Source organism: Rickettsia endosymbiont of Polydrusus tereticollis (genome assembly GCF_964026385.1).
Lineage (GTDB): Bacteria > Pseudomonadota > Alphaproteobacteria > Rickettsiales > Rickettsiaceae > Rickettsia.
On record NZ_OZ032142.1, the window covers coordinates 1,453,641 to 1,477,912 of the forward strand.

A 24,272-nucleotide genomic window follows, 5' to 3' on the forward strand; every position below is an offset into this window, starting at 1 on the left:
GAGGATTTTGTCTCCTATATCTCATGCAATATGCGGGTTAGCTTCTTCTTCAGCTATTTTTGTCTTTTCTTCTTGTTTAGTTTGCTCCTTTGCTTGATCTGTAATATCAGACTTAAACTCTTCATAAGCTTTAGTCGGCAGAGCTTCCTGCAGAGCTACGGCTTGCGGCTCGTCAGCTTGTTGATCTTCTTCCTCTATTTCATCATCTTCATCATCATAGTCATCTTCGTCAAAATCAATCTCTTCATTGCCTTCATCAAAACCTCCATTTTGTAGTACATTATCTGGAAGTATCGGCATTTCTCTATCTACAACAACTTCCTCATCCTCAACTACGTCATTTGCTAAATTTTGCTGCTGTTCTTCTTCAAGACCTGCTTGTACTCTATGTTTAATTTGTACTCTTTTTTCTGCTCTTTTTTTCTTTTCAATATTAGCCTTTTCTTTAATTTCGACTATTTTTTCAGCAGTCTCAAACATATTTCCAATATCTGCTAAATGCAATTCTTGCTCTACATCTAGTAACCTTTGAGCTTCCATTTTGGCAGCTTTTTCCTCTTTTAATCTTTGCTTTTCTGCTTCTTTCTTTAAATTATTTTGAATTCTTACATCAGTTACTTGATCAACTTCCTGATAAAAAGCTTTAGCACCATCAAGGTTAATTTTCTCATATGTTGCAATAAAACCTTCATCTTGCACTAATTCGACTAATATTTTAGTACGCTCTTGTTGTAACTCAAAACTTTCTTTACGTACTGGTCCGATAAATTCTGAACTTAAAACTTCTTTTAAAATATTTAATTTTGTATCATCATTTAGAGTTGGATTACTCTCTTGTAATTTTTCTGCTAATTCTTCAAGAATAAAACCATTGAATAAATCTGAACCTTGATTTTTTGCAGCTAATGCTACTGTAAAATCTCCTTTACGGTCATCTTTTTTATCACCTTCTTTACCATCATCTTTTTTACCATATTTAGTATTTATTAAATCTTGATATTTTTGCCCAAGTTTAGTGGTTGCTTTAACAGCAACATTATCTTTTTGCTTGTCGTCAGCTTTATTATTCTTAGCAAAATCTGCTCTTTCTTTTTCTAGCTGAGCTAAATTATCTAACGACTTTAAAAATTCATCAGAGTTTGGCAAAGTACGGAAGTCTTTAGTAAATTCATTATTAACCAGTGCAATAGCACCTCTTCTTAAAGGAGGAGGAGGAGGAGGCGGCGGCGGCGGCGGTGGTGGAGCACCATTTCCTACATTGGCTATCGGTACTACTAGTCGAGCAATACTTTGCTTCTTCTTTTCTTTAAGTACATTTTTTACTTTACCGGTGCCGCTTTCAATTAATTGAGCTATTTCTTTTTTAGAGAATTTTTTAGAACCCGCAGGCATCAAGTCGTTTATTGCCTTACTTATATCATTAGTAATGTCTTTTTCCTGAATCCTTGCAGCGATCTCTCCTGATAATTTTGCTGTTTCAATTATTTGTTTTTTTGCAGCAACTAATTCTTCAAAATAATTTCTTATTAGCTCATAATCAGCTAAAGCAGTTAACGTATTTAAATCATTCGTATTTATTTTCGTATTTATTGCTGCTGTAAGGTTATTTTGCAGTTGCAGCTGAATAATATTATCATTAAGCCACTCTTTTAACTTTGTTTTTAGAGTGTTTTGAGTATGCTCACCGGCTTTTGCAATACTCTTATTTACACCTTGCTTATTTAACAATAAGTCTATTTTATCTGCAGTTGAAATTTTATCAAAATCGTTAACTATATTCTTTACTTCTTTATTCACTGCAGTTTCTACTAAGCCGCCATGTGCATCTCTTGCGTCAAAAATTGCTGCATGAGTAGCTAAGAAATTGACTCTTTCAACAATTTGTTTTTTATCTTTTAATTCGTCTTCTCTAAGAATTTTATTTTTTTCACCTGCAATATAGCTTACTAAATTCTGAGCTGCTATATCATCTCCTATTTTAAATTCCACCTCTAAGTTTATTCTTGCATCTAAAGGATCCTGTACTAAATGCACTTTATTAAAAAAGGTCATACGCTCAAGTGCATCCTCTCTTTTTTCTTCAAAAAGACTATCAAAAAATTGTTCACTACCTATATTTTTACTTGAAGTATTTGATAATATATAGTTTATATGCTCATCTTCTTTAAACTTTAAAAAAATATCTTTAGATTCAGCTTTTAATTTAGCTTTATCTACTGATTCATTAGTAAATAATTCAACAATCTGTTTAGGAGTTAAATCAGGATTATCATCTCCAAAAATTTCACTAACACGAAGTCGTATTGCTGATTTTAAATCTTCTTCTGCAGATATTAATTTATTTTGATTGTTAGGTTGTTTTTTAGGATTTTTAAGAGCATAATAAGCTTGGTAAATCTTACCTTCGGGAGTTAACTTAGTTTCAACCCCAACATTCCCATCAGGTTCATCAACAGGCGGTGCAGGAGGTGGAAGCGGTACGTCTCTATTATCTCTCTTTTCAAATTTTATTAATTCTTGACCTTTATTATATAAATAATCTTTTACACCGCCTTTTAAAGCTTCAATATTTGAATATTTATTTACTACTAATCCAACGTTTCTTGCTCCGGGAAGAGGAGGCGGTGGCGGTGCTCCATTACCAGGAGGCGGAGGCGGTGCACCGTTTCCTTGTATTTGAGGTTGAGCTTGGGCATTTAGCCCGACTAATTCTTTATTATCTTTTATATCTTTTCTTACGTCATCACTTTTTACTTTTTCACCAACAACGCCCATCAGCTCATTGTACACACGACTATTAAAGACCTTTACTAATGCTTGAAATTCTTCTTCGTTTAAATCATTAGTGATTAGATTTTTTGCCTTTAATATATTATTAGCTTCTACAAATCCCATTCCTTGAGTTTTAATATCAACCATTGTTTGTGCATAATCTTCAAGCGATTTAGCATTTGCAAGAGGTAATACTCTTTTTAATGAATCAGTTGAGGATTTTAAATATTGCTCTACAATAGTAGATTTAGCATATTTTTCAAATTCTTGAAGTAAAAGTGCTTTTTGCTCAGGAGTCGCATGAGTTTTTATTACTGCTAATAAATCACTATTACCAGCTTCTCTAAAATCTGGTTTAATATTATCTTTTCTAACATTCGGGTCGGTAATATTAGTTTTAAAAAGTAAATGCTCAATTTTTTCTTTATCAAAGCCACTAGCAAAAAAATCAGTAACTATTTTTTGTTTATAATTATCAGACATGTTATTTTTAGCTGTGTGAATATATGCTAACCCGGATATTGCATGAAGTGAGATTTAAAGTAAGAAATTGAGTAATTTATAATATTAGCAATGATACTTTTGTAAAAATTTTGCCAAAAAGTGCTTTGAAGCCGTTATTTTCAAATTTTAGATGTAATGCCCCTTACCCCATTTTTTCTAAGCACCGGGAACAGTGCTAATCTAGGTTATTCTAATGCTAATTTCTTCATCACATGATTCCATACCTGTCGGTAAGGATATGATGAAGATAACAAAAACTTAATACGCCTAGTATTACGGATAATTACTACCCCAATTTTTAATAATTTTAAACGTATTGTACCTATTTGTGCTTTTGCTAATGCACTACCTTGTAATAAATTACCTCTGATATATTCTACTAAAGTGTATGCAAGACCCGATAAAATCATTCTGAGCTGATTAGCCCACCATCTATGACAAGAAGTACGATCTGCAAATAATTCTAGTTGTTGCTCTTTTATACGGTTTTCCATATCACCACGACCACAGTAAACTTTGTCGTATAAATCTTCAGGTTTATCTGATAAATTAGTTACTATATACCTTGGATTTTCTCCAAGCATTGTCATTTCTGCCTTACCAATTATTCTACGTTCATGACTCCAACTACCAGCCTTATATGGAAACTCACTAAAAAGACGTTGCTTTTCTTGGGTTATAATAAATGCTGCTTTTGACTTCTCCATTGTAGGTTTCAGTAACTCATTTAGTCTGTTATTTTGGGGCATTCCTACAATATATTTTATATTATGAATATCACACCAATCAAACATCTGATGACGACAAAATCCACTATCACCACGAAAAATAATCTTTACCTCTGGCCAAGCTTGGCGAAAACGTTTTACTAACAATGATAATATTGCCCAAGAATGTTTTGCTTGATCCTGCTTTGACGTCCTAAGATAACTAACTAACAGATGCTTTCCACAAAAAACATACAAAGGTAAAAAGCAATTATGACCGTAATAACCATGATAAAACTTACCTTCCTGTTGCCCATGAATTTCATCATCCGTAGCATCAAAATCAAGTATTAGCTGCTTTGGTACTATTTTATGAGACTTAATAAATTTATCAAGCATTAGTTCATGCACTTTAATTGCAAAGTGTCTATCAGCATTGTTTTCTATACGACATAAGGTAGAACTACTTGCCATATCATCAATTGTTTCCATAGCTGTTTGCATAGCAGGACATTTTCGTAGATAATTGTGGTCATTTAAATCTTCATAACCTAATGCAATACCATAAATTCGTTGCCTCAGCATTGTTGCCATATTATGGGTAATTTTACTACCATCTCGTCTATCAGGAAATATTTTAGCAAGCTCCTCTGTTATACCAAGCCTTTTATCTGCTTCTCTTAATAACAACACACCTCCATCGCTACTAATATCACCTCCAGTGAAATTTATCTCTATTGTCCGATTTTTTACTTTGGAAAACTGGTAACTATATGCTATACAATTTGTCATGACAAAATCCTTTGTATTATTCTAATGAAATACCAGTATTATACAGCTTTACGAGGATTTTGTCTCCTATATCTCATGCAATATCCGGGCTAAGCATTCAAGAGGATTATTTATATTTTGTAATACTTCTTGGTGTACAGCAGATTGAGCACTTTCTTTTAATGCTAATAAAGCTGGATTTTTAGTTTTGAAAAGTGCATTTAAGATTTTTTCGTTATTCATTATACCAAGCTTAACAGTATTATTTTCACGCTGCTCAGCTATTACATCAATATCTTTGTTAACTTTATATATATCAGGATTATTTCTTAAATCTTTTAAAACAATATCTAATTGTTTTCTTTGAGCAATAGTTAAACCTTTTTCATATAGACTTTCAATTGCTTCTAACTGTTGTTTAGCCCGGATATTGCATGAAGTGAGATTTAAAGTAAGAAATTGAGTAATTTATAATATTAGCAATGATACTTTTGTAAAAATTTTGCCAAAAAGTGCTTTGAAGCCGTTATTTTCAAATTTTAGATGTAATGCCCCTTACCCCATTTTTTCTAAGCACCGAGAACAGTGCTAATCTAGGTTATTCTAATGCTAATTTCTTCATCACATGATTCCATACCTGTCGGTAAGGATATGATGAAGATAACAAAAACTTAATACGCCTAGTATTACGGATAATTACTACCCCAATTTTTAATAATTTTAAACGTATTGTACCTATTTGTGCTTTTGCTAATGCACTACCTTGTAATAAATTACCTCTGATATATTCTACTAAAGTGTATGCAAGACCCGATAAAATCATTCTGAGCTGATTAGCCCACCATCTATGACAAGAAGTACGATCTGCAAATAATTCTAGTTGTTGCTCTTTTATACGGTTTTCCATATCACCACGACCACAGTAAACTTTGTCGTATAAATCTTCAGGTTTATCTGATAAATTAGTTACTATATACCTTGGATTTTCTCCAAGCATTGTCATTTCTGCCTTACCAATTATTCTACGTTCATGACTCCAACTACCAGCCTTATATGGAAACTCACTAAAAAGACGTTGCTTTTCTTGGGTTATAATAAATGCTGCTTTTGACTTCTCCATTGTAGGTTTCAGTAACTCATTTAGTCTGTTATTTTGGGGCATTCCTACAATATATTTTATATTATGAATATCACACCAATCAAACATCTGATGACGACAAAATCCACTATCACCACGAAAAATAATCTTTACCTCTGGCCAAGCTTGGCGAAAACGTTTTACTAACAATGATAATATTGCCCAAGAATGTTTTGCTTGATCCTGCTTTGACGTCCTAAGATAACTAACTAACAGATGCTTTCCACAAAAAACATACAAAGGTAAAAAGCAATTATGACCGTAATAACCATGATAAAACTTACCTTCCTGTTGCCCATGAATTTCATCATCCGTAGCATCAAAATCAAGTATTAGCTGCTTTGGTACTATTTTATGAGACTTAATAAATTTATCAAGCATTAGTTCATGCACTTTAATTGCAAAGTGTCTATCAGCATTGTTTTCTATACGACATAAGGTAGAACTACTTGCCATATCATCAATTGTTTCCATAGCTGTTTGCATAGCAGGACATTTTCGTAGATAATTGTGGTCATTTAAATCTTCATAACCTAATGCAATACCATAAATTCGTTGCCTCAGCATTGTTGCCATATTATGGGTAATTTTACTACCATCTCGTCTATCAGGAAATATTTTAGCAAGCTCCTCTGTTATACCAAGCCTTTTATCTGCTTCTCTTAATAACAACACACCTCCATCGCTACTAATATCACCTCCAGTGAAATTTATCTCTATTGTCCGATTTTTTACTTTGGAAAACTGGTAACTATATGCTATACAATTTGTCATGACAAAATCCTTTGTATTATTCTAATGAAATACCAGTATTATACAGCTTTACGAGGATTTTGTCTCCTATATCTCATGCAATATCCGGGTTAGGAAGTAATTTTGTATATTCAGTTTTTTTGCCTATTATATCCGCAAGCCCAACCTTCCCCAACGCCTCGCCCGACAATGCAGTAAGCATTGCAGCATTAGCACAGCCTAACAAAAAATATTTCAAGGTATTTGATTTTTTAGAAAAGGTATTTTTCATAATTCTTAATGTTTTTATTAAAATATTAATAAATTATTATATAATTAGAAGTCATTATATAGGATAAAAAATTAAAGTCAAGAGATTTATTTATACGTAGATATTATAGGTAGATTTTGTAATTTTGTGTTGTATGTTGAGGATTTAACTATGATTTACATAAATTAATTGAGACAGGCACAGGTAGGTTTATTAGTAAAAATTAGTTAGTTAGCTGATTATCAACTAATTCAAAATGCATTATACAAAAAGCAAATTAAATAGTCAATACATTATTAATATTTTAATTACATATAATATTAAAATACAGCGTTTTTTATTATGTTATTCTGGTATAATTAAGCTTTGATTTTTGTTATTCTAGTTCAAACGGGGTGTTGTTGCGTGGTTCATAATTTATCGTAATGGTTATTACAAGTACGGTGTCATACCGTGGCTTGACCACGGTATGACATTGGAATCATTTTTCGAGCCATGCAGCAAGGTCGTACCTCCGCAGGAATGACAGAATAACATCAACATAAAACAACAATAAGCGGTATATATTTTGTTCTCTAAAACAAAGCTAATTATCACGCTATTAGCAATCGGCATTATAATATATTTCATAGTACCCCCTCCACCGCTGCTTGACAAAGTTAGCTTTTCGCAAAAAGTATTTGATAGGAACGGGCAATTAATGCGTATTTCTCTCTCAAAAGATGACAAATATAGAATATATACGCCGATTAACGAGATACCGCCTCAATTCATCGAAGCGGTATTATTATATGAAGATAAATATTTTTATTCACATTGCGGAATTAACCCTATTTCATTACTTAAAGCTTTTTACTTTACCTATTTAAAAAACGGTCGAAAAATCGGTGCCTCTACTATCACCATGCAGGTAGCACGTATAAGGTTCGGGATAAATTCCGGCACTATACTTGGCAAATTATATCAAATTATTAAAGCAATGCATTTGGAGTTACATTACTCAAAAAACGAAATTTTAGAAGCCTATTTAAATTTAATTCCTTACGGCGGTAATATTGAAGGTGTAGCAGCTGCAAGCTATATTTATTTCGGGCGAGAGCTTAAAAATTTAAATTTACTGGATATTTTAAGTTTAGCCATAATACCGCAAAATCCGGTTAAAAAAGCACCATCGATTATAGGAGATGAAACAAGTAAAGCTTTTAAAGCCCGCAAATATCTATTTTCTAAATGGTTAGAAAAGCACCCAAAAGATATTATTTATAGTAATTTATTTAATTTACCCATCAAATTTAATCAAACTAAAAATTTACCGTTTATAGCACCGCACTTTACTTTAGATACATTAGCACAAAATAGTAGTGTTAAAGATATTTTCACCACTATAGATAAGAATTTACAAACTATTTTAGAGACACAAATTCGGCTATATATCAATGCACACCGGAAATATGGCGTAACAAATGCCGCTGCAATGCTGGTGGATTTTACTAATATGGAAGTGCTGGCAAGTGTCGGCTCCGGTGATTTTTTCGATGCCGATATAGAAGGACAAATAAACGGCACTAAATCCTACCGATCCCCAGGCTCAACTTTAAAGCCTTTCGTTTATGCTTTAGCCTTTGATCAATCTTTAATTCATCCTTTAACTTTATTAAAAGATTCTCCTATCCATTACAATAACTATAAGCCGGAAAATTTTGACAGTAGTTTTACCGGCGGGTTAAGTGCCGGAGAGTCGTTAATAAAAAGCCGTAATATACCGGTAATATTTCTTGCTTCTAAATTAAAAAACCCTAACTTCTACGAATTTTTACGACAAGCAAAAATTGCTAAATTACGAGAACCGGAAATATACGGCTTATCTATGGTACTCGGAGCAGTAGAGGTTAATATGGAAGAATTAGTAAAGCTTTATGCCATGCTCGCTAATTTAGCCCGGATATTGCATGAAGTGAGATTTAAAGTAAGAAATTGAGTAATTTATAATATTAGCAATGATACTTTTGTAAAAATTTTGCCAAAAAGTGCTTTGAAGCCGTTATTTTCAAATTTTAGATGTAATGCCCCTTACCCCATTTTTTCTAAGCACCGGGAACAGTGCTAATCTAGGTTATTCTAATGCTAATTTCTTCATCACATGATTCCATACCTGTCGGTAAGGATATGATGAAGATAACAAAAACTTAATACGCCTAGTATTACGGATAATTACTACCCCAATTTTTAATAATTTTAAACGTATTGTACCTATTTGTGCTTTTGCTAATGCACTACCTTGTAATAAATTACCTCTGATATATTCTACTAAAGTGTATGCAAGACCCGATAAAATCATTCTGAGCTGATTAGCCCACCATCTATGACAAGAAGTACGATCTGCAAATAATTCTAGTTGTTGCTCTTTTATACGGTTTTCCATATCACCACGACCACAGTAAACTTTGTCGTATAAATCTTCAGGTTTATCTGATAAATTAGTTACTATATACCTTGGATTTTCTCCAAGCATTGTCATTTCTGCCTTACCAATTATTCTACGTTCATGACTCCAACTACCAGCCTTATATGGAAACTCACTAAAAAGACGTTGCTTTTCTTGGGTTATAATAAATGCTGCTTTTGACTTCTCCATTGTAGGTTTCAGTAACTCATTTAGTCTGTTATTTTGGGGCATTCCTACAATATATTTTATATTATGAATATCACACCAATCAAACATCTGATGACGACAAAATCCACTATCACCACGAAAAATAATCTTTACCTCTGGCCAAGCTTGGCGAAAACGTTTTACTAACAATGATAATATTGCCCAAGAATGTTTTGCTTGATCCTGCTTTGACGTCCTAAGATAACTAACTAACAGATGCTTTCCACAAAAAACATACAAAGGTAAAAAGCAATTATGACCGTAATAACCATGATAAAACTTACCTTCCTGTTGCCCATGAATTTCATCATCCGTAGCATCAAAATCAAGTATTAGCTGCTTTGGTACTATTTTATGAGACTTAATAAATTTATCAAGCATTAGTTCATGCACTTATAATTGCAAAGTGTCTATCAGCATTGTTTTCTATAGCTAGAAGCTAATAAAACGGCTATAAAAAAAGACTTATGACATATAGTATAGATTTTCGTAGAAAGGTATTTAAGATAAAGAACAAAGAAGGTTTAAGTTATGTACAAACTGATCTGTCAACAGTTTTCCGGACAGTTTTTTACGCACATTTTTGTATTTTTTCGTATTGTACTGGTGATAGATAATCGTTAGCAGAATGCATTCTTATACGATTATAAAATACCTCTATATATTCAAATATAGCATGTTTTGCTTCCTCCCTAGTTTTAAATTTATGTTGATAAATTAATTCTGTTTTTATAGTATGAAAAAAGCTTTCAGCAACAGCATTATCCCAGCAATTTCCTTTACGACTCATACTCTGTATAATACCATGTTGTTTTATAAGTTTTAAATGACTATCAGAACAATATTGGCTACCTCTATCAGTATGCCAAATAAGCTTTTTAGGTGGTTTACGTTGCCATATTGCCATTAGCAAAGCATTATTAACTAAATCAGCTTTCATATTACTATTCATTGACCAGCCTATTACTTTTCTAGAAAATAGATCAATAACTGTTGCTAAATATAACCATCCTTCTCCAGTTGGGATATAGGTGATATCACCAACCCAATAACAATTAACATTAGAAACTTTAAACTGTCTATCCAATAAATTAGGAGCAACTTGCTTATTATGCTTAGAATCAGTAGTTGCTTTAAATTTATACTTAGTTTTACATACTAAGCCAGCTTCATTCATTAGTCTTGTAATTCTCCTACGACTAACAATTATGCCTTGCCTCAACAAAGCCTTTTTAATGGGTCTAGCCCGGATATTGCATGAGATATAGGAGACAAAATCCTCGTAAAGCTGTATAATACTGGTATTTCATTAGAATAATACAAAGGATTTTGTCATGACAAATTGTATAGCATATAGTTACCAGTTTTCCAAAGTAAAAAATCGGACAATAGAGATAAATTTCACTGGAGGTGATATTAGTAGCGATGGAGGTGTGTTGTTATTAAGAGAAGCAGATAAAAGGCTTGGTATAACAGAGGAGCTTGCTAAAATATTTCCTGATAGACGAGATGGTAGTAAAATTACCCATAATATGGCAACAATGCTGAGGCAACGAATTTATGGTATTGCATTAGGTTATGAAGATTTAAATGACCACAATTATCTACGAAAATGTCCTGCTATGCAAACAGCTATGGAAACAATTGATGATATGGCAAGTAGTTCTACCTTATGTCGTATAGAAAACAATGCTGATAGACACTTTGCAATTAAAGTGCATGAACTAATGCTTGATAAATTTATTAAGTCTCATAAAATAGTACCAAAGCAGCTAATACTTGATTTTGATGCTACGGATGATGAAATTCATGGGCAACAGGAAGGTAAGTTTTATCATGGTTATTACGGTCATAATTGCTTTTTACCTTTGTATGTTTTTTGTGGAAAGCATCTGTTAGTTAGTTATCTTAGGACGTCAAAGCAGGATCAAGCAAAACATTCTTGGGCAATATTATCATTGTTAGTAAAACGTTTTCGCCAAGCTTGGCCAGAGGTAAAGATTATTTTTCGTGGTGATAGTGGATTTTGTCGTCATCAGATGTTTGATTGGTGTGATATTCATAATATAAAATATATTGTAGGAATGCCCCAAAATAACAGACTAAATGAGTTACTGAAACCTACAATGGAGAAGTCAAAAGCAGCATTTATTATAACCCAAGAAAAGCAACGTCTTTTTAGTGAGTTTCCATATAAGGCTGGTAGTTGGAGTCATGAACGTAGAATAATTGGTAAGGCAGAAATGACAATGCTTGGAGAAAATCCAAGGTATATAGTAACTAATTTATCAGATAAACCTGAAGATTTATACGACAAAGTTTACTGTGGTCGTGGTGATATGGAAAACCGTATAAAAGAGCAACAACTAGAATTATTTGCAGATCGTACTTCTTGTCATAGATGGTGGGCTAATCAGCTCAGAATGATTTTATCGGGTCTTGCATACACTTTAGTAGAATATATCAGAGGTAATTTATTACAAGGTAGTGCATTAGCAAAAGCACAAATAGGTACAATACGTTTAAAATTATTAAAAATTGGGGTAGTAATTATCCGTAATACTAGGCGTATTAAGTTTTTGTTATCTTCATCATATCCTTACCGACAGGTATGGAATCATGTGATGAAGAAATTAGCATTAGAATAACCTAGATTAGCACTGTTCCCGGTGCTTAGAAAAAATGGGGTAAGGGGCATTACATCTAAAATTTGAAAATAACGGCTTCAAAGCACTTTTTGGCAAAATTTTTACAAAAGTATCATTGCTAATATTATAAATTACTCAATTTCTTACTTTAAATCTCACTTCATGCAATATCCGGGTTAATTGTAAAGTGCCAGGAGAAAGGGTACAAATGGACGTTTGCAAAATTGCTAATAATTTATATCAATATACTGCTATAGATGATTGTACCAGGTATAAAGCTTTAGCTTTATATAATAGACGCACTGCTGTAAAACTTTGGATTTTTTAGATCAGGTTATAAAACGTATACCATTCCCTATACAACGCATACAAACTGATAGAGGGCAAGAATTTTTTGCTTATGTAGTTCAAGAATATTTAAGAGAACGAAAAATTAAATTTCGTCCTATCAAACCTTTATCTCCTCATTTAAATGGTAAAGTAGAAAGAACACAAAGAACAGATTTAGATGAATTTTACAGCAGCGTTGATCCTAAGGATTCAGAACTCCAAAACAAACTTATGGTTTGGGAAAAATATTATAATCAGCATAGAGTTCATAGCTCTCTCCACGGCAAAACTCCAAATGAGAAATATGAGAATTTAAAACATATTATTCCTTCCATACAAGAAATTAATGATAACTATAATTCAAAAAAAGAACCATTTGCTGTACAAAATTACAAACATGATCAAATGTTAAATGCTTTACTTAGCAAAAAACAATGACTTACGAGGATGTTTATTGTCACAGTAATAAACTAGAAAGTTACAACTTCATCTGACGACCAGATTGTAATAAGGTATATAAATCACACACGTTAGACCTCCTAATTCTTTCAAGTATACTTGCACGTTCTGCTTCTGCTATGCTGCTTAGAATAGTAATCACCATTTTTCCTGTGCTTCCTTCCGTACTAATCCCATCATCTAAAAAACGAATAGCCACGCATTCTCTTATCCCTAATGATGTTGAAGTATACTAACAGCAAGCTCTATTAATTCCTGCTCTATCTCTTTTATACCTAAATATTTTGCAAGAGGTACATAAATTCTAAGTGTTTCCTTAGCCTTTTTTATTTGCTTTATAGGCGGCATATATTTTATTGTGTGCAAGTTATGTAATCTATCTACTAGCTTAATCAAGATCGCTTTTCTGGATTGTTTGCCACAGGTAAGCTTTAATACGATTTCTTCTTCTGTCAATCGATAAATATTAATTGAATCATTGAGCTTTGTAACCTTAGCTACGAGTTGAGAAATATTATGATTAAAGAGAAATGTAATTTTTTCTAAAGTGAACTCCGTATCTTCTACAGTATCATGTAATAATGCAGCTATTATTACTTCTGAATCTAGAGACCAATCTAGTATTATATATGCAACTTCAAGAGGATGAGAGTAGTAAGGTTCTCCTGTTTTTCTTTTTTGATTACCATGATATTTTTTAGCATAATAAATAGCTTGTTTTATTTTAGAAATATCTAACGCAATATTTCCTTTATTCAATAACGAGATTTTACCTAATAGCTTTTTAGAATAATAACATAATTCTAAATAATCATTAATAACTTGCATAAAATCATACTTATTATATATTAACTATAATGATTGAGATTTCTTAACTTAAGTTAAGAATCCCTAAAGCTTTTTATATAATATAATTCAAACATATGACAACAATAAAATTATATTATTTAAATGATTGGAATAAAATAAAATTATATGGGTGGCAAGCTATCTGTGATAAAGGTTTAGTAGCCCTTAAATCTCCACATAAACTACATAGATGTAATCTATGTTGGGATATAAATTCTGAATCTATGTTACAAGAGATAATAGCATTTTATGGAGATAACCCATTTTTTTTATATAATACATGTAATATTAATTCTAATTATCTGCAATCAGAAGGTAATCTTTTAGAAATGAAATTTGAAACATATAATATAAAAAAAATAAACTGTTATAAAAATGACAATGATTCAATGTTCCTGGAGACCCAAGACATATATTTGTGGGCTAAAGTACTTGCAAACGCAATTAACAAGGAGCATAAGACATTGTTTTTATTTATAAAAACAATGTCAGCTCTAAAAAATTCTAAGTTTTTTTTACTATATTGGAAAAATATTCCTGTAGCTACTTCGATGTTGAGTATTTACGATAATAATGCAGTTCTATCTTTTGTAACAGTTCAAAAACAATTTAGATTACAAGGCTTAGGGAGAACTATTATATTGAAAATAATTAGTTTAGCACACGATATGGATATTAAAACTATTTATTTATACTCAACAGATAGAATTAGCCATGTATATGTAAAGATTGGTTTTACCTTAATAAATAGCTTTTACCTTTATAGAAGCATCTTATGAAAGTATAATAATTTTATTCAAAAATTATTATACTTGGAACTAAAACTAAATAATCCTTATCTAAGAATCGTCACTAGTTGCTAGGATTGGGAATCAATTGCAAAATAACTTAGTTAGAAGGTAAAATTAATGAGTGTAGATATAATAATTCTAATTACTTTTCTTTTAGCTAATCTTATAGTTGGTATATTTTCATCAGGAAAAATTAAAACAGTTAAAGAATATGCTGTAGGAAGGCAAGATTTTAGGACAAGTGATATTGTGGCAACGATAGTAGCTACTTGGGTAGGTGGTGGGATGTTTTCCAATGTTCTACAAAAAACCTATACGGATGGTTTTAAATTTTTGATTGCTGATATTACTAATTGCTTCTCTTTTCTTTTTTGCTATATGCTTGTTCCACGTATGGGTGAATTTTTAGGTGCAACTTCTATAGCTACAGCAATGGGTAATATATATGGGAAATATGTAAAACTTATTACAGCAATTGCTGGATTAATTGTCTCTGTAGGTTTTATTGGTATACAACTCAAAGTTTTTGGTGGCTTAATAGGACATTTTTTTGATGTCCCCATAGCATATACAATATTTATCAGTGGAATAATAGTTGTATCATATTCTTGTTTTGGTGGAATAAGAGCTGTAACTTTTACAGATGTATTACAATTTTTTACTTTCTGTGCCTTTATCCCAATTCTAGGATTCTCTATATGGAGACATTCCTCTCAGGATATAATTGATATTCTAAAAAATTCTCCTTTACTTAATTACCGGGATATATTTAATAGTTCTCAAGAATTTTTCATTTTTATTACTCTTTCGTTGTACTTTGCATTACCATCATTTTATCCTGCATATTTTCAGCGTTTTGCTATTGCAAAAAATATTTTTCAACTACGCAAAGCATTTTTAATTGCAACTTTAATTTTGTTATTAATGAAAATTTTTATAGCATTAATTAGTATATTTCTATATTCAGTCAATCCCACACTACAACCTAATTTAATGCTTGGATATATTATTGATAACTATTCTTATCCAGGGCTGAAAGGTATTATAGTATCAGGGCTTGCAGCTCTTATTATGTCTACTGCAGATTCACATATCAATGCTGCATCTATGCTTGTAGCTTCTGACATAATGAATAAAGATAGTAATTCTAATAATCTATTTGTATGCAGATTGGCATCAATAATAATTGGTGTTTTAGGAATTTTTCTTGCTATTTCACAAAATAATATTCTTGATATAATGCTTATGTCAGCAAGTTTTTACATGCCTATTGTAACTGTACCATTTATTTTTACTGTAGTTGGATTTCGAAGTAGTGGTAAAGCTGTGTTAATTGGCATGATAGCCGGTTTTATAACAGTTGTTATTTGGCGTATATTCTTTATGAATACAGGTATAGATAGTGTAGTTCCGGGTATAATTGCAAATTTATTATTTCTGTTTGGTAGCCATTATTTATTAAAACAACCAGGTGGATGGGGCATGATAAAAGATCCTTATACCATAAAAGCTATTCAAGATGAAAGAAAAAGAAAAATTATTAGTATTTATCATTCTTTTACTAAGTTTAATTTAACTAAATTTTTAGAAAATAATACTCCTAAAAATAATATCACCTATAGTTTTTTCGGTGTTTTTATTTTCTTCTCTACCATAGCAACTATTTACACAGTAAAAATATTCGTATTAGTTGTAGAAGAAAAACTATTAACTACTATATTTCAAATAATGTTAATTATGTCTGCTTTATTTATTTGCTACCCTATATGGCCTGCAGGGTTAAATAAAAAACTAAAACAGATGCTTTGGTTCATAAGTATATTTTTTCTTTTAACCTTATGTAATAGTTTTTTTGTTATTATCAATAACTTTGCTACATCTCAACTAATTATCTTTGCTTTAAATACGGTAGTATTAGCTATGCTTATAAGATGGAAAGTTGCAGTTATTACATTAATTATTGGCACATTTTGTAGTATTCAGATTTGTGAATATTTTATATTACCTGCTCTTCAAATTAAGATTACAATAAGTTATTTTTATATTACATATATATGTTTACTTATTAGTACAATTATAGTTGCTTTTATTATCCCAAAAGAAAAAGAAAAAGAATTGATAGCATTTTTTTTAAATCAGCTTACACATCAAAATGAAGAAAGAAAAAAAACTCTCCTAAAAGTATTGCAGTATAGAACAGAATTTTTTAACAATATTGATCAAAATTGTATAAGTTTATTCCAAAGTTTAAATCAAAAAATTCAGTCATTGAATCAAGATATACAGCAATGTAAAGAACCTAAACAAATCCTACAAAAAAGCAAAAATCTTTCAAAGGTAGTATCCAAAATTAATGAAGGTGGGGAATATTTACGTAAAGTAATATTTCAATTACAACATAATTTAAAAATAAACTTAGATGAAGTTAATTTACGTGATTTTTTACAAAAAATTGTGGATGAGCAAAAACCATTATTGTTTAATAAAAAAATCTTATTTCAATTCAATAGTGATAATACGGAAAATATCTATCTAGATGTAATTTTAATTAAACAAATTATTGAACTTTTTATTCAAACTGGTATCAAATACCTAACTCAAGATATTATACTAATAAAGATCGATGATACAGAAATATGTTATGATTTAAGCTTTACAGATAAAATGAAAGCTATAAGAAAAGCGGTGAAAATTACAGTAATATTTAATGCTGTTAAGGTAACACCTAAAATTATAAGCACTTTGCTATTAAAATTAAATGATGTAAATTCAGATTTTTATCAAATAGTTTTTGCCCATTTTGGAAAATGTAATTTACAAATAACAGAAAAAAAAGAACTTTGTTATTCTTTAACTATTCCTAAAGAATTAAATAAAATTAGATCAGCAAAATTTAATTTGCTTAATGATGAATGGGAAAAAATAATATCCATGTATTCTGAATTAAAAGAGACAAGTGATCAAGTTAAAATTAATGTAGCAAAAAAACTTTTAGAACATGGTATAGATAATTATATAATTTCAAAATCTACTAACTTACCTATTGAAGAAGTGAATAAGTTAACAACATAAACGTTAAACATAATAGGGTGCTGTTGCAAATAGAATAAGAGTAATTTAATTCTTTTGCACACGATCAATTTGATATTGCAGAGCTATTTTCTTACAGAAAAAAGCCATAGATATTTTGATATATTTGTGTGATTTATATACCTTATTACAATCTGGTCGTCAGATGAAGTTGTAACTTTCTAGTTTATTACTGTGACAATAAACATCCTCGTAAGTCATTGTTTTTTGCTAAGTAAAGCATTTAACATTTGATCATGTTTGTAATTTTGTACAGCAAATGGTTCTTTTTTTGAATTATAGTTATCATTAATTTCTTGTATGGAAGGAATAATATGTTTTAAATTCTCATATTTCTCATTTGGAGTTTTGCCGTGGAGAGAGCTATGAACTCTATGCTGATTATAATATTTTTCCCAAACCATAAGTTTGTTTTGGAGTTCTGAATCCTTAGGATCAACGCTGCTGTAAAATTCATCTAAATCTGTTCTTTGTGTTCTTTCTACTTTACCATTTAAATGAGGAGATAAAGGTTTGATAGGACGAAATTTAATTTTTCGTTCTCTTAAATATTCTTGAACTACATAAGCAAAAAATTCTTGCCCTCTATCAGTTTGTATGCGTTGTATAGGGAATGGTATACGTTTTATAACCTGATCTAAAAAATCCAAAGTTTTACAGCAGTGCGTCTATTATATAAAGCTAAAGCTTTATACCTGGTACAATCATCTATAGCAGTATATTGATATAAATTATTAGCAATTTTGCAAACGTCCATTTGTACCCTTTCTCCTGGCACTTTACAATTAAGCATCTATTGTATCATTTTCGGTTAGCTTATAGTAATTGGTCTTTTATGAAAGTGATTCAGGGCGGAGAAAGTTTTACCGCTCTTTCTCAATCGCTTCAGGATGCATTATGGAGTTTAGGAGGATGTCCTGAAGAACATAGGACTGACAGTTTGTCAGCTGCTTTCAAGAATTTATCGCAAGAGGAGTCAGATGATATAACATGTTCTTATAAAGAAGTATGTGCTCATTATGGCATGCATGCTACAAGAAACAATCGTGGGAAAGGACATGAGAATGGTAGCGTTGAGGCTGCACATGGTCATCTTAAGAGACGTTTAGAGCAAGCTCTTTTATTGCGTGGTTCTTATAATTTTGAATCTATAGATGACTATCAAAATTTTATAGACTCTGTTGTTCAACGACACAATAATCGTCATCAACCACAACTTTATATTGAACGATCTTATTTAAAAGGATTGCCGGCCCACAGAACTATAGATTTTAGCCAAACAACAGCTAGGGTGACAACTTCTAGCACTATTACAGTAAAAAAAGTTATGTATAGTGTACCTTCCAGATTAATAGGGTATCAATTAGGAATACATATTTATGATGATCGTTTGTCATGTTACTTGGGAAGTGATCATGTTTTGGATTTACCTAGAGTAAGAGGGGATGACAAGCAAAAAGCAGCTAGATGCATTAATTATCGTCATTTAATTAATAGCTTGGTACGTAAACCCGGAGCTTTTCGCTATTCTATTCTGCGGGATGACATACTACCAACTCCTATATATAAAAAAATTTGGTTGCTAATTGATCAACATTGTACACCACGTCAGGCTAATAAATTGATGGTAGGTATTTTAAAGCTTGCAGCAGATTATAACTGTGAGCAACAATTAGGAGAATTTGTTGTGTCATCCCTAATTAAAGGTAAGGTTCCTTGTTTAGCCCGGATATTGCATGAGATATAGGAGACAAAATCCTCGTAAAGCTGTATAATACTGGTATTTCATTAGAATAATACAAAGGATTTTGTCATGACAAATTGTATAGCATATAGTTACCAGTTTTCCAAAGTAAAAAATCGGACAATAGAGATAAATTTCACTGGAGGTGATATTAGTAGCGATGGAGGTGTGTTGTTATTAAGAGAAGCAGATAAAAGGCTTGGTATAACAGAGGAGCTTGCTAAAATATTTCCTGATAGACGAGATGGTAGTAAAATTACCCATAATATGGCAACAATGCTGAGGCAACGAATTTATGGTATTGCATTAGGTTATGAAGATTTAAATGACCACAATTATCTACGAAAATGTCCTGCTATGCAAACAGCTATGGAAACAATTGATGATATGGCAAGTAGTTCTACCTTATGTCGTATAGAAAACAATGCTGATAGACACTTTGCAATTAAAGTGCATGAACTAATGCTTGATAAATTTATTAAGTCTCATAAAATAGTACCAAAGCAGCTAATACTTGATTTTGATGCTACGGATGATGAAATTCATGGGCAACAGGAAGGTAAGTTTTATCATGGTTATTACGGTCATAATTGCTTTTTACCTTTGTATGTTTTTTGTGGAAAGCATCTGTTAGTTAGTTATCTTAGGACGTCAAAGCAGGATCAAGCAAAACATTCTTGGGCAATATTATCATTGTTAGTAAAACGTTTTCGCCAAGCTTGGCCAGAGGTAAAGATTATTTTTCGTGGTGATAGTGGATTTTGTCGTCATCAGATGTTTGATTGGTGTGATATTCATAATATAAAATATATTGTAGGAATGCCCCAAAATAACAGACTAAATGAGTTACTGAAACCTACAATGGAGAAGTCAAAAGCAGCATTTATTATAACCCAAGAAAAGCAACGTCTTTTTAGTGAGTTTCCATATAAGGCTGGTAGTTGGAGTCATGAACGTAGAATAATTGGTAAGGCAGAAATGACAATGCTTGGAGAAAATCCAAGGTATATAGTAACTAATTTATCAGATAAACCTGAAGATTTATACGACAAAGTTTACTGTGGTCGTGGTGATATGGAAAACCGTATAAAAGAGCAACAACTAGAATTATTTGCAGATCGTACTTCTTGTCATAGATGGTGGGCTAATCAGCTCAGAATGATTTTATCGGGTCTTGCATACACTTTAGTAGAATATATCAGAGGTAATTTATTACAAGGTAGTGCATTAGCAAAAGCACAAATAGGTACAATACGTTTAAAATTATTAAAAATTGGGGTAGTAATTATCCGTAATACTAGGCGTATTAAGTTTTTGTTATCTTCATCATATCCTTACCGACAGGTATGGAATCATGTGATGAAGAAATTAGCATTAGAATAACCTAGATTAGCACTGTTCCCGGTGCTTAGAAAAAATGGGGTAAGGGGCATTACATCTAAAATTTGAAAATAACGGCTTCAAAGCACTTTTTGGCAAAATTTTTACAAAAGTATCATTGCTAATATTATAAATTACTCAATTTCTTACTTTAAATCTCACTTCATGCAATATCCGGGCTAGATCCATAATTTCGTCTACCTTCCTGAAAAATAGCTCTAACCCGGATATTGCATGAAGTGAAATTTATCTCTATTGTCCGATTTTTTACTTTGGAAAACTGGTAACTATATGCTATACAATTTGTCATGACAAAATCCTTTGTATTATTCTAATGAAATACCAGTATTATACAGCTTTACGAGGATTTTGTCTCCTATATCTCATGCAATATCCGGGTTAGGTTCATATCAACCGCTAAAAGAATTAAGAAAGCAAGAACAAGGATTTACATCTAAAACACTATTGTCTAAAGAAGCGAGCTACTTAACTCTCGATATTTTAAAAGGTACCGCCCGCCCGCACATATATAATAAAATAGAAAGCTTGCCGATATATTGGAAAACCGGTACTTCTAGCTCGTTTAGGGATGCTTTAACGGTCGGTATATTCGGCAAATACGTGCTTGCCGTATGGATCGGAGATTTTAAAGGTCAAGTTAGAGGGTCGTTTACGGGAGTAGAAGCTGCCGCTCCTTTGTTTTTTAATATTATAAATGCGGTAATAAATAAAACCAAAGATAAAGATTTGATTCTTGATAAAGCAAAGGAGCTTGATATTACCAAAGTTACAGTCTGTGCTGACACCGGCGATATTTATAACGGCATGTGTCCAGTTAAAACCGACACCTGGTTTATTAAAGGCAAATCACCGATAAAACCGTCGGGAATATATAGGAAAATTTTAATAAATATCAATACCGGTATGCCGGCTTGTAGCTTTATAGAAGGACAAACCGAATATAGAATAGTAAATTTTTGGCCGACCGATTTACTGTCGGTATATAAAAAAGCCGGTATTCATTTGTTACCGAAACCTTTAGGCAAAAACTACTGTGATAATTGTTGTAGTAATTTGGTAAATCAACACTATCAAAAGCCGAAAATTACCTCTCCTATAAAAAATTCTGTTTATTCAATTAAAAATGGTGATAAGATAAATCTTGCGGCAACCGTTGATTCTAGCGTTTCCGATATTTTTTGGTTTGTTAACGATGAGTTAATAAGTAGAGTTAAAGCCGATGAACCATTATTATGGCAAGCAAAAATCGGAGAATATATTATAATGGTTATTGACAATAACGGGAAGAGCGATACGGCAAGAATTAATTTTAAAGATTAAGAATATGAAGGAACGATTACAACAATTACAATTAATAAAGCAAATATTTACCTCATTGACGGAAATTTATAACAAAACTGAGGAAATAACAAGAAAAGGGGTTTTAGTATTAGGAGCTGTAGGCGGCGGCAAAAGTGCTTTGATATCGTCATTAATTAACGATAAACTGGAAATTGTTCATAATCCCGATCAAAAAGTCTATCAATTAAAAAATTCTAGTAATCTTGATTTAGAGATACATAACGAACCTTCTACCTCTCCCAATATCCCTAATAAATATAAAATTGGCGATACCGTAATTTGGGACTGTCCGGGCTTTGAGATAAATAAGGATTCACCGAGAAATATAACTCAAATATTAATTAACCTTTTTTCTCTAAAGAGATTGTTTAAAGCTAATAATGACCTGCAATTTATAATTGTCACTCCCGAATCTTCAATAACGGAAGAAAGCGGCGGATTCTATCCCATAATTGCAAATTTTATTAATATTTTTCCAAAATCAGAGCTAGAAAAATTAAAACATAGTGTGGCGTTAGTTATAACTAAAGGGGAACGAGAATTAGAGAATATTAATAGATTAATAGGGAGTATTATAAACAAAAGTGATACAAGTACTAAGGAGTTTTTAAATAATTTATCTTCGCTTGAATCTTCATTTATCAAAATTTTTCCTAAAATTCCTCAAGAAGTTGGGCTTTTTATTCCTAAAATAAAATTTGAAGATTTTAAGTTAGACGCCGTTAACATAAAACTAAAACCTTTAAATTTTAATCTTAATGGATATCAAGATATTATAGATAAGTTATACACTACAATAGAACTTAATATTACAAACGTAATGGATATCATAGCCCATACTTTCGATAAAAAAAATTTTAATTGTTATAAACCTGTCAATTGTCATATATTTTTTGATAATTATGACAATAACATTTTCATTAAAAAGCTTTTACCGCCGGCGGATAAAAATTATACCCTTCTACCTATCGAAAAACTTAAATATTTTCAAGGGTTACAGCAGATATTTAAGTTTCATGAGCTAATGGAAAAAAGTAATGCTAATCCTAAAAATTTGATTATCAAGCTCTTAGATATTATCGAAAAATTTTTAGAAGCACCGCAGCAGCAAGAGCAAATACATAATTATAGCTATATCTTTAAACAACAAACCGAATATTTATCATTTTTCACAGAAATTTTAAAAACTCCTCCTTTAGAGTTGAAGAAACAATCAGACTATTTATTCAACAGCGTAATAGTGCATTGCAAACAAACAATAAAAGAAATCTATACGCCTTTTATCAAGGATATGGAACTAATGAAATCTATAGATGAACAATATTATGAAGAAGCTATATGGTGGTTAGAAGAATATAATTCCCCTGAAGAAATAAGCGAAACTAAAGCTTTAGCCCATTTCAACCTCGGCACGATTTATAGTAAGAAAGGGGAGTTTAGCAACGCATGGAAGAATTTTAATCAGGCTATTGATTGTAAAACTTTACCATACACTTCATCATACAAAGGAATCGGTAATGTATTAGAGCAACTAGCAATAAAGTATAATAAAAACAATGATTACTATTTAAATTTAGCAATAAAATATTATAAAATTGCCGGCTACTCTACCGGCGTTTTGAAATGTTTTGAAGAATTAATAAAAAAGAATCTGCAAAACCATGATTTACATGTTCAAAAAGGAGATTATTTACTTACAAAAAAACAATATACCGATGCTTTAAACGCTTATTCTGCTGCTAAAGATATAACGGGTAACTTCTCTAAGCAGAATGAGATAGAACTTAAAATACTAAAACTCTTGATATCTAAAACAGAACCTGCACCTATAATTGATTACGGTAATATTCCTCCTGCTGAGATAGATCAAGTCGAGAGAGAGGAAGACTTAAACTTTGTTAAAATAATCGGAGATAATAATATAAATGTTGATGTAAGTATAATACAGCATATTGCATAAAGCTTGATACAAGCGTTGTTGCATGGCTCTAAAAAAGTGCTATATGTCATTCTAGCTAAAGGCGGGAATCCAGAAAAAACACTTAAAATAAGCAAAATTATATAAAAATTT

17 protein-coding genes and 3 pseudogenes are annotated in these 24,272 nt (G+C 31.4%); 11 read left to right on the top strand and 9 right to left on the bottom strand.

Annotated elements, in window-relative coordinates:
* Window positions 1–21: 21 nt before the first annotated feature.
* Together AAGD48_RS07120 and AAGD48_RS07125 are read right to left on the bottom strand one after the other, a co-directional pair.
* Window positions 22–3,255: a hypothetical protein gene (locus AAGD48_RS07120; protein WP_341789551.1), complete on the bottom strand. Its 3,234-nt coding sequence runs from the start codon at window positions 3,253–3,255 to the stop codon at window positions 22–24.
* A gap of 206 nt (window positions 3,256–3,461) precedes the next feature.
* Complete coding sequence (locus AAGD48_RS07125; protein ID WP_341789277.1) at window positions 3,462–4,775, bottom strand: IS1380 family transposase; 1,314 nt, start codon at window positions 4,773–4,775, stop codon at window positions 3,462–3,464.
* Between the two features lie 59 nt (window positions 4,776–4,834).
* Between AAGD48_RS07125 and AAGD48_RS07130 the strand changes: the two genes are divergently transcribed.
* A complete protein-coding gene (locus AAGD48_RS07130; protein ID WP_341789553.1) occupies window positions 4,835–4,960 on the top strand; it encodes a hypothetical protein in 126 nt (41 codons plus the stop codon).
* A 392-nt stretch (window positions 4,961–5,352) separates the two neighbouring features.
* Here AAGD48_RS07130 and AAGD48_RS07135 read toward each other — a convergent pair whose 3' ends face one another.
* Window positions 5,353–6,666, bottom strand: coding sequence for an IS1380 family transposase (locus AAGD48_RS07135; RefSeq protein ID WP_341789277.1), 1,314 nt, complete (start codon window positions 6,664–6,666; stop codon window positions 5,353–5,355).
* A 59-nt stretch (window positions 6,667–6,725) separates the two neighbouring features.
* Between AAGD48_RS07135 and AAGD48_RS07140 the strand changes: the two genes are divergently transcribed.
* Both AAGD48_RS07140 and pbpC read left to right on the top strand, forming a co-directional pair.
* Complete coding sequence (locus tag AAGD48_RS07140; protein WP_341789432.1) at window positions 6,726–6,983, top strand: hypothetical protein; 258 nt, start codon at window positions 6,726–6,728, stop codon at window positions 6,981–6,983.
* Window positions 6,984–7,463: 480 nt separating this feature from the next.
* Window positions 7,464–8,828: pseudogene (gene pbpC / locus AAGD48_RS07145) on the top strand (penicillin-binding protein 1C); the annotation flags it as partial.
* Window positions 8,829–9,008: 180 nt separating this feature from the next.
* On the opposite strand, the gene AAGD48_RS07150 reads toward pbpC, so the two are convergent.
* Both AAGD48_RS07150 and AAGD48_RS07155 read right to left on the bottom strand, forming a co-directional pair.
* Window positions 9,009–9,929, bottom strand: coding sequence for an IS1380 family transposase (locus AAGD48_RS07150; protein ID WP_341789433.1), 921 nt, complete (start codon window positions 9,927–9,929; stop codon window positions 9,009–9,011).
* Between the two features lie 190 nt (window positions 9,930–10,119).
* Entirely contained in the window at window positions 10,120–10,770 is a 651-nt protein-coding gene (locus AAGD48_RS07155; RefSeq protein WP_341789554.1) for an IS3 family transposase, read from the bottom strand.
* A gap of 112 nt (window positions 10,771–10,882) precedes the next feature.
* On the opposite strand from AAGD48_RS07155, the gene AAGD48_RS07160 reads away from it, so the two are divergent.
* Both AAGD48_RS07160 and AAGD48_RS07165 read left to right on the top strand, forming a co-directional pair.
* Window positions 10,883–12,196, top strand: coding sequence for an IS1380 family transposase (locus AAGD48_RS07160; protein WP_341789277.1), 1,314 nt, complete (start codon window positions 10,883–10,885; stop codon window positions 12,194–12,196).
* 315 nt (window positions 12,197–12,511) lie between these two features.
* Complete coding sequence (locus AAGD48_RS07165; RefSeq protein WP_410526010.1) at window positions 12,512–12,964, top strand: integrase core domain-containing protein; 453 nt, start codon at window positions 12,512–12,514, stop codon at window positions 12,962–12,964.
* A gap of 106 nt (window positions 12,965–13,070) precedes the next feature.
* On the opposite strand, the pseudogene AAGD48_RS10665 reads toward AAGD48_RS07165, so the two are convergent.
* Together AAGD48_RS10665 and AAGD48_RS07170 are read right to left on the bottom strand one after the other, a co-directional pair.
* Window positions 13,071–13,184: pseudogene (locus AAGD48_RS10665) on the bottom strand (recombinase family protein); the annotation flags it as partial.
* Window positions 13,185–13,198: 14 nt separating this feature from the next.
* Window positions 13,199–13,813, bottom strand: coding sequence for an HD domain-containing protein (locus tag AAGD48_RS07170; protein WP_341789555.1), 615 nt, complete (start codon window positions 13,811–13,813; stop codon window positions 13,199–13,201).
* A 95-nt stretch (window positions 13,814–13,908) separates the two neighbouring features.
* Between AAGD48_RS07170 and AAGD48_RS07175 the strand changes: the two genes are divergently transcribed.
* Window positions 13,909–14,613 carry a GNAT family N-acetyltransferase gene (locus AAGD48_RS07175; RefSeq protein WP_341789556.1) on the top strand — a complete coding sequence of 235 codons (705 nt, stop codon included), beginning with the start codon at window positions 13,909–13,911 and terminating at the stop codon, window positions 14,611–14,613.
* 129 nt (window positions 14,614–14,742) lie between these two features.
* Window positions 14,743–17,697 (top strand): sodium:solute symporter family transporter, encoded by a 2,955-nt coding sequence (locus AAGD48_RS07180; protein WP_341789557.1) that lies wholly within the window; start codon window positions 14,743–14,745, stop codon window positions 17,695–17,697.
* 215 nt (window positions 17,698–17,912) lie between these two features.
* On the opposite strand, the gene AAGD48_RS07185 is transcribed toward AAGD48_RS07180, so the two are convergent.
* Window positions 17,913–18,365, bottom strand: coding sequence for an integrase core domain-containing protein (locus AAGD48_RS07185; RefSeq protein ID WP_410526010.1), 453 nt, complete (start codon window positions 18,363–18,365; stop codon window positions 17,913–17,915).
* Window positions 18,366–18,550: 185 nt separating this feature from the next.
* Between AAGD48_RS07185 and AAGD48_RS07190 the strand changes: the two genes are divergently transcribed.
* Window positions 18,551–19,462: a Mu transposase domain-containing protein gene (locus tag AAGD48_RS07190; RefSeq protein WP_341789558.1), complete on the top strand. Its 912-nt coding sequence runs from the start codon at window positions 18,551–18,553 to the stop codon at window positions 19,460–19,462.
* A 66-nt stretch (window positions 19,463–19,528) separates the two neighbouring features.
* A complete protein-coding gene (locus AAGD48_RS07195; RefSeq protein ID WP_341789277.1) occupies window positions 19,529–20,842 on the top strand; it encodes an IS1380 family transposase in 1,314 nt (437 codons plus the stop codon).
* Between the two features lie 160 nt (window positions 20,843–21,002).
* Here AAGD48_RS07195 and AAGD48_RS07200 read toward each other — a convergent pair whose 3' ends face one another.
* Window positions 21,003–21,149: a hypothetical protein gene (locus tag AAGD48_RS07200; RefSeq protein ID WP_341789559.1), complete on the bottom strand. Its 147-nt coding sequence runs from the start codon at window positions 21,147–21,149 to the stop codon at window positions 21,003–21,005.
* A gap of 125 nt (window positions 21,150–21,274) precedes the next feature.
* Between AAGD48_RS07200 and AAGD48_RS07205 the strand changes: the two are divergent.
* Window positions 21,275–22,180 (top strand): annotated as a pseudogene (locus tag AAGD48_RS07205) (penicillin-binding protein 1C); the annotation flags it as partial.
* Window positions 22,181–22,184: 4 nt separating this feature from the next.
* A complete protein-coding gene (locus AAGD48_RS07210) occupies window positions 22,185–24,161 on the top strand; it encodes a hypothetical protein (RefSeq protein WP_341789560.1) in 1,977 nt (658 codons plus the stop codon).
* Window positions 24,162–24,272 lie beyond the last annotated feature (111 nt).

What these genes read in the sequence shown, in the direction of transcription:
- AAGD48_RS07120 (WP_341789551.1), bottom strand. Translation starts at nt 3,255, where the DNA reads ATGTCTGATAATTATAAACAAAAAATAGTTACTGATTTTTTTGCTAGT.
- AAGD48_RS07125 (WP_341789277.1), bottom strand. Translation starts at nt 4,775, where the DNA reads ATGACAAATTGTATAGCATATAGTTACCAGTTTTCCAAAGTAAAAAAT.
- AAGD48_RS07135 (WP_341789277.1), bottom strand. Translation starts at nt 6,666, where the DNA reads ATGACAAATTGTATAGCATATAGTTACCAGTTTTCCAAAGTAAAAAAT.
- AAGD48_RS07150 (WP_341789433.1), bottom strand. Translation starts at nt 9,929, where the DNA reads ATGCTTGATAAATTTATTAAGTCTCATAAAATAGTACCAAAGCAGCTA.
- AAGD48_RS07160 (WP_341789277.1), top strand. Translation starts at nt 10,883, where the DNA reads ATGACAAATTGTATAGCATATAGTTACCAGTTTTCCAAAGTAAAAAAT.
- AAGD48_RS07170 (WP_341789555.1), bottom strand. Translation starts at nt 13,813, where the DNA reads ATGCAAGTTATTAATGATTATTTAGAATTATGTTATTATTCTAAAAAG.
- AAGD48_RS07175 (WP_341789556.1), top strand. Translation starts at nt 13,909, where the DNA reads ATGACAACAATAAAATTATATTATTTAAATGATTGGAATAAAATAAAA.
- AAGD48_RS07180 (WP_341789557.1), top strand. Translation starts at nt 14,743, where the DNA reads ATGAGTGTAGATATAATAATTCTAATTACTTTTCTTTTAGCTAATCTT.
- AAGD48_RS07190 (WP_341789558.1), top strand. Translation starts at nt 18,551, where the DNA reads ATGAAAGTGATTCAGGGCGGAGAAAGTTTTACCGCTCTTTCTCAATCG.
- AAGD48_RS07195 (WP_341789277.1), top strand. Translation starts at nt 19,529, where the DNA reads ATGACAAATTGTATAGCATATAGTTACCAGTTTTCCAAAGTAAAAAAT.
- AAGD48_RS07200 (WP_341789559.1), bottom strand. Translation starts at nt 21,149, where the DNA reads ATGACAAATTGTATAGCATATAGTTACCAGTTTTCCAAAGTAAAAAAT.
- AAGD48_RS07210 (WP_341789560.1), top strand. Translation starts at nt 22,185, where the DNA reads ATGAAGGAACGATTACAACAATTACAATTAATAAAGCAAATATTTACC.